Annotated in this window: 9 protein-coding genes and 1 pseudogene; 4 read left to right on the top strand and 6 right to left on the bottom strand. The window is 62.0% G+C overall.

Going from position 1 to position 7,829, the window contains the following annotated elements; genetic code table 11:
* Nucleotides 1-339 precede the first annotated feature (339 nt).
* The 4 genes and pseudogenes from GHK62_RS11670 to GHK62_RS11655 form a co-directional block, all read right to left on the bottom strand.
* Nucleotides 340-1,526, bottom strand: a pseudogene (locus tag GHK62_RS11670) (IS91 family transposase).
* Nucleotides 1,527-1,539: 13 nt separating this feature from the next.
* Complete coding sequence (locus GHK62_RS11665) at nt 1,540-2,427, bottom strand: tyrosine-type recombinase/integrase (protein WP_153437046.1); 888 nt, start codon at nt 2,425-2,427, stop codon at nt 1,540-1,542.
* Between the two features lie 221 nt (nt 2,428-2,648).
* A complete protein-coding gene (locus GHK62_RS11660; RefSeq protein ID WP_153439229.1) occupies nt 2,649-3,116 on the bottom strand; it encodes a group III truncated hemoglobin in 468 nt (155 codons plus the stop codon).
* A gap of 267 nt (nt 3,117-3,383) precedes the next feature.
* Nucleotides 3,384-3,662, bottom strand: coding sequence for a hypothetical protein (locus tag GHK62_RS11655; RefSeq protein WP_153439227.1), 279 nt, complete (start codon nt 3,660-3,662; stop codon nt 3,384-3,386).
* Nucleotides 3,663-4,106: 444 nt separating this feature from the next.
* Here GHK62_RS11655 and GHK62_RS11650 point away from each other — a divergent pair, with 444 nt between their 5' ends.
* The 3 genes from GHK62_RS11650 to GHK62_RS11640 all read left to right on the top strand — a co-directional run bounded on the left by GHK62_RS11650 (nt 4,107) and on the right by GHK62_RS11640 (nt 5,445).
* A complete protein-coding gene (locus GHK62_RS11650) occupies nt 4,107-4,298 on the top strand; it encodes a DUF6494 family protein (protein WP_153439226.1) in 192 nt (63 codons plus the stop codon).
* Nucleotides 4,299-4,363: 65 nt separating this feature from the next.
* Nucleotides 4,364-5,089, top strand: coding sequence for an SAM hydrolase/SAM-dependent halogenase family protein (locus tag GHK62_RS11645; protein WP_153439224.1), 726 nt, complete (start codon nt 4,364-4,366; stop codon nt 5,087-5,089).
* 14 nt (nt 5,090-5,103) lie between these two features.
* Nucleotides 5,104-5,445, top strand: a complete 342-nt coding sequence (locus GHK62_RS11640; protein ID WP_153439221.1) for a 4a-hydroxytetrahydrobiopterin dehydratase — start codon at nt 5,104-5,106, stop codon at nt 5,443-5,445.
* Nucleotides 5,446-5,659: 214 nt separating this feature from the next.
* On the opposite strand, the gene GHK62_RS11635 is transcribed toward GHK62_RS11640, so the two are convergent.
* Together GHK62_RS11635 and GHK62_RS11630 are read right to left on the bottom strand one after the other, a co-directional pair.
* Complete coding sequence (locus GHK62_RS11635) at nt 5,660-5,926, bottom strand: DUF2277 domain-containing protein (RefSeq protein ID WP_153439220.1); 267 nt, start codon at nt 5,924-5,926, stop codon at nt 5,660-5,662.
* Between the two features lie 61 nt (nt 5,927-5,987).
* Nucleotides 5,988-6,851: a cycloisomerase gene (locus tag GHK62_RS11630; protein WP_153439218.1), complete on the bottom strand. Its 864-nt coding sequence runs from the start codon at nt 6,849-6,851 to the stop codon at nt 5,988-5,990.
* A 398-nt stretch (nt 6,852-7,249) separates the two neighbouring features.
* On the opposite strand from GHK62_RS11630, the gene GHK62_RS11625 reads away from it, so the two are divergent.
* Complete coding sequence (locus GHK62_RS11625) at nt 7,250-7,738, top strand: GNAT family N-acetyltransferase (RefSeq protein ID WP_153439216.1); 489 nt, start codon at nt 7,250-7,252, stop codon at nt 7,736-7,738.
* Nucleotides 7,739-7,829 lie beyond the last annotated feature (91 nt).

Raw genomic sequence — 7,829 nt, 5'->3', positions numbered from 1 at the left:
CCTGAAGGTTTTTCGATGCGGGCCGCAGCGCGACGTTTGCCGCTGGCGTTGGGCGGCCCGCGTTGACAAACCTTGGAAGGAGGAAGCCGCGGAGGCTGGGTGGGACCTATGGGGAAAGCGCGGGGCCGCGGGCGTCTGTTGTGGACTTCGGCGCTGCCGACAGACGCAAAGGCGCCGACCCGAGGGTGTGGGAGGCGATGATCGGAAGCAGATCTGGCGGTCTCGTTGGTGCCGATTTCGACGCTTTTGCGATGCTCAGTGTTATTGGGCGCAAAGCGATCCGATCCCGGAATGCAGAGTGTTTTCGGGTCGGCTTTGGCCAATGTGACGGGCACCTTGTCATGCGGCCTGCTTTCTCGGTGGCGCCCGGGCTCTGGGTTTCTGACCGCGTCGGAAGATCTCGATGATGCGCATCGGGCCACCGCACTCGGGGCATGGCTGTCTCAGAGTGAGCGGGATCGTCTCAGCGCTTGGCGGATCATTGTGTTTGGCCGTTTCCGCTCCGAGCAGAGCGCGGATCTTTGCGACCTTGGTCTTGCGGCCCGCACTGGCGAGCAGGCCGTAATGGCGGATGCGGTGGAAACCGTCGGGCAGCACATGGAGCAGGAAGCGGCGGATGAACTCGTCGGTGGCCAGCCGCATCACCTTCTGACGGTCGCCGGTCTTGATCCGGTAGTCCTTCCAGCGGAAGGTGACGGTCTCGGCATCGGCGCTGATCAGACGGCTGTTGGAGATCGCCACCCGGTGGGTATAGCGGCTGAGATAGGCGAGCACCGCTTCGGGACCGCCGAACGGCGGCTTGGCATAGACGACCCATTCTGATTTGCGCACAGCCAGGCGGCGAACGCGTCAGCCTCTGCGAGAGCTGTCAGATCAGCGTAGAACCTCAGATCGCCGGCGCAATGCAGTGCCCGCAGCCCTGCGATAAACAACCGCCGGAACAGTCGCGACAGAACCCGCACCGGCAGGAAGAACCCGGGGCGGCATGAGATCCACCGCGTGCCATCCGGCGACAGCCCGCCGCCGGGCACGATGATGTGCACATGCGGGTGATGGATCAGCGCCGATCCCCAGGTGTGTAGCACGCTGGTCATGCCGATGTGCGCGCCAAGCTGCCGGGGATCGGCGGCGATAGTGCTCAGCGTCTCGGCCGATACCCGAAACAGCAGGTCGTAGACAGCTTTCTTGTTCCAGTAAGCGATCTGCGCGATCTCGGCCGGCAGGGTGAAGACCACGTGGAAATACTCGACCGACAGCAGGTCTTCGGCGCGGGCGGCCATCCAGTCGCGCGCCGCGGGGCCCTGGCACTTCGGACAGTGCCGGTTCTTGCAGGAATTATAGGCGATGTGGTTATGCCCGCACTTGGTGCAAGCCGCCACATGCCCGCCGAGCGCCTCGGTTCGGCAGGCTTCGATCGCCGCCATGACCTTGAGCTGGGTCAGGCTGACATGCCCGGCATTGGCTCGCCGCCACGCAGGCCCATAGGCTCGGAAGATGTCAGCGATCTCCAGCTTTTGCCGGGGCACCCCGGCGCGCGCTTCATTCCAGCCGACGCCTCAGGGTGAGATCCTCCAACTGCTTCAGGCGCTCGAACGGGCTGATGGTGTCGCGGATCAACTTGGTGGCGACGTGGGTGTAGCGGGCGGTGCTGCTCAGCTTGGCATGGCCGAGCAGAACCTGGATCACCCGCACGTCGGTGTTCGCCTCCAGCAGATGCGTGGCGAAGCTGTGGCGCAGGGTATGCAGCGTTGCGGGCTTGGCGATGCCCGCCATGTGCTTGGCCGCGGTGAAGGCCCGGTTGAGCTGGCGCGGCGAGATCGGATTGATCTTCGGCTTGCCGGGAAACAACCATCCCCGCGGACGCGCCTCCCGCCAGTAATCGCGCAGCAGATCCAGCAAGCCCGGCGATAGCATGGCCTTGCGATCCTTGCCGCCCTTGCCTTCTTCGACGTGGATCAGCATGCGCTCGCTGTCGATGTCAGTGACCTTGAGGTGGCACACCTCCGACGCCCGCAGCCCGGCGCCATAGCTGATGCTGAGCGCCGCCCGATACTTCAGCCCGGGCCCGGGAGCCGCGGCCAGCAGGTCGGCGACCTCCTCGACGCTCAAGACGACCGGCAGCTTCTGCGGTTTGCGTTGGAACTGCATGTACCGCTTCATCTCCTCGCGCCCGCAGGTGATCCCGAAAAAGAACCTGAGCGCGATGATCCGGACATTGAATGTCGAGGGCGTCACCCCGGCATTGGTCATGTGTAGCTGGTAGGCCCGCAACTCCTCCGGCGTCGCCGTGTCGGGTGAGCGCCCCAGAAAGGCCGCGAAATCCTTGATCGCCCGGATGTGGCCTTGCTGCGCCTTGTCGCCCATCCCGCGGATGCGCATGTCCTCGATCATCCGCTCACGCAGCGCGGTGGTCTTCTCCTCTGTCATCGGACCCTCCTGTCCATCAGATTGAGAAGTCTCAATCGTCAGGCCAGGAACCCGAGACACAAAGAACCGACGTCGATCAGGAAACGCACCGCCAGCCACAAGCGCCATTGCCGCGCGAGCGGCTTAGTCCCACCACCCAATTCGGACCTCAGCGTTCTGACGTGCAAGGTCCACCATGGGCCAGGAGCGGTCGCCGGCGTTCGTCCGGAATGAGTGCCAATTCAGGAACGGTTGAGCGCCGGGTCGTCCAGCGCCGGATTGTAGAAGAGCGAGAGCGTCAGGCTTCGCGCGATGCGCTCTGCCGCGGCCATGAACCAGGCCTTCGCGTCGTTGTTCGGGGCAATGTCGTCAAGGGTCTCGGCAAAGAGCGCCAGCCATTTCGGGAAAAGCTCCGGTGACATGTTGGCGATGCCGAGATGCGCCTGAACCGGCTTTCCGCCATAAGCACCGCTGCGGAAGGCAACCGAGGACCAGAAGCTTTTCATCTTCTCCATATGCTCCGGCCAGCGTCCCGAAAGCCTTGCGTCGAACACCGGCCCAAGCTCCGGATGTGCGAGCACCCGGCCATAAAAGGTGTCGACCAACCGACCGATGAACGCGTCATCGATCCCGAGTGCTTTCATCTCCGCTTCCGCGCGTTCGCGGATCGCTGCGGGTTGCACGGCTCGAGCTTGCAATTCGTCGTTCATTCCATCACCCACTGCATCATTCCTTAAGTCGGATAAAAACATGCGGCAATTCAAAGTGCTACAGCGTCCCTTGCGTGTCTGATAAGACGCTCGGCGCTGTAGCTCGGCCGCCCCTGCGGCCCGCGCCATATATGGCCCTTGCTCAGGCGACGCGTGTAACTAAAGCGCGTCGCGTTCAATCGGACTCATGCGACGCGCTTTAGGTCATTGCTTTATGCATGTCATTGTCCCAAAACCGCTGCACACTTTTGGGCGACATGCATTAAATCAGTGAAGCGTGGTCCGCGGCGTCCCACCTTTAAATAGCGCCAGCAGCCTGATTCCGTGCTGCAGAAGAAGCTCGGCCGCAGGCAGGTTGCTTGTCACGAGGTCGCCAGCGCAGCCGTCTATGATTCTCGCCAGGCTGATCGAGTTCGCCGCATACCGGTCGTTCCCAATTTCCTGTGCCTTCTCGGCCGTCGCTTCAAGCGCATTGGCGACGGAGGTCATCAAATCCGAGCGCTCGCGGAGCGTCATCGCATCCAGGGTCTTGGCAGATTCTCGCATGGCCGTCCCTCCGTTCGTCGGGTGGGAGTTGGTCGCGCGTAGCCGGTCAGCCGTGCGGACGCCTACCACCTTGATTCATTGATTGATTATCGGATTCCGGGAGCTCCAGAGCCGCTTCCCACGTGACAGATCGGGATTCAACACGGCTAATTCAAGGCATTGCTACAATGCGCTCCGCGCAAGACTGCGATGTTACTTCGGGAACAATTCGATGATGGGGCATGTTCTATCTTCACCATTGACAGCGCGCAGTACCTCCTCCCGCTGCGCAAGCCAATCGATCGGTTCCGCTCCTCCTCCCAAGGGGCCGATCAAGAGACCCCGACGCCTCCTCCCGGCTCGGGGTCTTTTTCTATGGCACGGCTATGGCACTGCATGACTGTTCTGCTTCCTTGACCGCTTGCCTTCCCTTACAATCCCTCCCGGATAGAGAGGAGTTCCGCCATGAGCGAAGACGCCTTCAACATGTCGCTCCGCAAGTTCCTGAAGGAAGTCGGCATCACGTCGCAGCGCAAGATCGAGGAGGCCGTGCGCGAAGGGCAGGTCGGCGGCAGGAAGCTGAAGGTCCGCATGACGCTGACGGCGGAAGGCACCGGCCTCAACCACGTGGTGGACGGCGAGATCGAACTTCCATAGGCCGGGCAAAGCGACCGTCACGCTTTACCTTGCATCCTCGCGCTTCTCTGGCGCAAGCTGGCCACATGATCGTTCTGTTTACGGATTTCGGCCTCAGCGGGCCCTATACGGGACAGATGAAGGCTGTGCTGCACCGGGAAGCGCCAGGAATTCCCGTCATCGACCTCTTCGCCGATGCACCGGCCACCAATCCGGCGGCATCGGCCTATCTTCTGGCCGCCTATGCCGTGTGGATTCCGGCCGGCACGGCCTTTCTCTGCGTCGTGGATCCGGGCGTCGGTGGCGAGCGGCCGGCCGTGGTCGTGGAGGCCGATCAGCGGTGGTATGTCGGCCCGGGCAACGGCCTGTTCGAGCTTGTCCAGCGGCGCGCCGGAAAGACGCGCTCGTGGGAGATCGACTGGAGGCCCGAACAGTTGTCGGCCAGCTTCCACGGGCGGGACCTGTTCGCGCCGGTGGCGGCGATGCTGGCGCGCGGCGAGCCGCCGCCCGGCCAGCCGCGCGACGATGTCGGCCGGCAGCCAGACTGGCCGGACGACCTTGCCGAGATCGTCTATCTTGATCACTACGGCAACGCCATGACCGGCCTCAGGGCGGCCATGCTACCGCCCGATGCGAAACTTGCGGCAGCCGGCCGAATGCTGGAGCGGGCCGGAACGTTCAGCGACCGGTTGCCGGGCAGTGTCTTCTGGTACGAGAATTCGAACGGGCTTGCCGAGATCGCGGTCAACCAGGGCCGCGCGGACCGAGAGCTTGGCCTGGCGGTCGGCAGCCCGGTCGAGATAACCTCTTGAGAAAGGAGGAACTTATGACCGAGAATATCGCTAAGAAGTCCTGCACTCCATGCCGTGGCGGCATACCGCCGCTGACCAGGGACGAAGCCGCCGGCTATCTTTCGGAAACACCGGGCTGGGATCTCCTGGACGACGGGCATCTGATCCGCCGCAAGTTCCAGTTCGACGATTTCAAGCAGGCGCTGGCCTTCGTCGACGAGGTCGGCCGGCTGGCGGAGGAGGAGGGGCATCACCCCGACGTCTGCTTCGGCTGGGGCCATGCGGAGGTCTCGCTGTGGACCCACAAGATCAAGGGCCTGCACGAGAATGATTTCATCATGGCGGCGAAGATCAACCAGTTGCCGAAGGCATCCTGATTCTCCGGTCAGGCCGTGTTGCCCAAAGCTGTGCGAAGACGCGGATCCGCAGGCCGGACGTTACCCCGGCGGCTATCTTTCTGGCCAGCCGGCGCGCGTCGCCGGGCGATCGTTGGCGTGGCTCCAGAGTGCTTCACCAGGCGCGGACACACGCCTCTGCGGATCAGTGACGCATTTAGCGCTCATGGACTTGCCGGCAACCTCAGGAATCCGGTCACGCGAACCGGGCTGCGCTTCTCGCGCGTGCCTTTTCGGCTTCTTCCTCGCGGTTGCGCGGCGCTTGCGATGTCTCCAGGGAATCGATGAGTTCGCGGGCGCATTGCGCGATTGAGCGCACCGCGCGATCGAATGCCGCTTCATTCCGTTTCGACGGTCTGGTCGTTCCGCTCAGCTTGCGCACGAACTGCAGCGCAGCATCGTGGATTTCCTCGTCCGTCGCCGGCGGATCGAAATTGGACAGGGTTCTTATGTTTCGGCACATGATTGGCTCCCGGTTATCCTCTCTGTGATGTTAGCGCCCGCAGGCTGATCTCGTCCAACGGCTATTGAGATCCAGTCCTTTGCTGGCCGAGCACCATGCGGTTGGCCGTCATGCGGTTATCTGCGTGGCTTTTGCCGCGGATGATGCCATAAAGCACACCCGGCGTCGCGCGATCCCAGGCGATGCCTTGGCCAGTGTTTTTCAATGGCACCGTCGCGATCCATTTCAGCACGGACCCGGTCTCCGGACGCTCCATCATGTAGGCCTCGGCGGCATCGTGCCCAGTCAAGTAGAGTCTACCGTCGGGTCCCCAGGATCCGCCCGAATTGCTCATGTCCCCGAATTTCTCGAGTACTTCATCCGGCAGACCCCAAGTCTCGGCAATCCGCCAGTCGCGGTCAAAGCGGACGACCTGCGCCTTATTTCCAGAGGCGATTGGACTGAAGACCCGGTTGTAGTTGGCGAATGCGCCCCACCATGAACCGTCGTGGTAATCGAGCCAGGTAAGGAAGCCGCGATCGATGCCGAGGGCATGCGTATCGACGTGCTGCATGGTTGCTGCGTTAAAGACCTCTACCGAGTTGGCCGCCGGCCATTCGGGAAAATTCGAGTGCGCCGCGTATATTTTTCCGTCAACTACGGCGGCGCTGTTGAAGTGCTTGATCGGCCCACCCTTTTGCTCTTCGAAAACCGCGACCCGCTCGCCGCTCGCCTTGTCATATTTGGCGATCATGCGGTTGTCGACGGCGTAGAGGTGTTCGGCATCCACGCCTACCCCTTGGGTCGCCTCGGGAATCGCGAATTCCCGCACCAAATCCGCCCCGATCTGTCGGCGAGGCGCCGCAACGCCCGCGATCACGATGCTGGCGGCGAGGGTGAACCCGGCCGAGAGTAGAACGATACTCGCCCGCAAGCGCGCCTCCATCTGCTCGCGTCAATTTTTTCATACCATCCTGCTACCGCATGATTTTGTCCTTAAATCGGAAAGGCTTTGGGAGCAAAGTCATGCTGCATTCGAAGTGCTGCGGCGTCTTTGCACGTCTTGTAGGTAGGCAATAGCTGCTCGAACCCGGCAGGGTCTCATGGGGGGCGAGTTTGAGAAGCGCGAGTTTTCCGTCAGTCGTCGTGAATTCCTGGTTGCCATTGCGTCACTCGGAACCGGTCTCTTGCCACAGCCCGCCGCGGCGGCTCCCGTTGTTGCCGGTGACTTTGATGGAACGGCCAGGTCCGCTCTCTCGACCTTGTGCAGCCGGTTGATATGCAACGGGCCAAAGACTGCTTCGAGCCCATACTCACCGTCGCACAATCTGCTATGGTGATCTAATGTTCGCGACCAATCCTTACGAGTTTCGCAGAGCGACCCTTGATGATCTCGCTTTACTGAACGCGTGGCGGTCGAACCCGCATGTCCTGGAATGGTGGGGTTCTGGTGAGCCGTATGGTGAAGCAGAACTGGTTGATCCTCGGGTGGCTCGCTGGATCATTTCAATCAACGAACGGCCCTTTGCGTTCTTGCAGGACTACACGGTGCACGGATGGGAAGATCACCATTTTGCCGGTCTTCCCAAAGGCTCGCGGGGAATTGATCAATTTATCGGAGACCCCGAAATGGTCGGCGTTGGACATGGTTCAGCGTTTATCGGAATGAGGATGCAGGCTCTTTTCGATGAGGGCGCACCTGTGACCGCGACCGATCCGCATCCAGACAATGCAAGGGCGATAGCCGTCTACAAGAAGTTGGGGTTCGAGCCGTCTGGACCACCTCAAGAGACCGGATGGGGCTTGATCTTGCCAATGCTGGCGAGGCGGTAAGCAGAATGGATGCGACGACCGCAATGTCCGCATTGCAATCGCTCTCATGCTGACTGCGGGCTTCCGCTCACCACCCAAGCGCATGGCGACG

The sequence above is a fragment of the Sinorhizobium terangae genome, from assembly GCF_009601505.1.
Lineage (GTDB): Bacteria > Pseudomonadota > Alphaproteobacteria > Rhizobiales > Rhizobiaceae > Sinorhizobium > Sinorhizobium terangae.
This window is presented reverse-complemented; position numbering and strand designations above follow the sequence as displayed.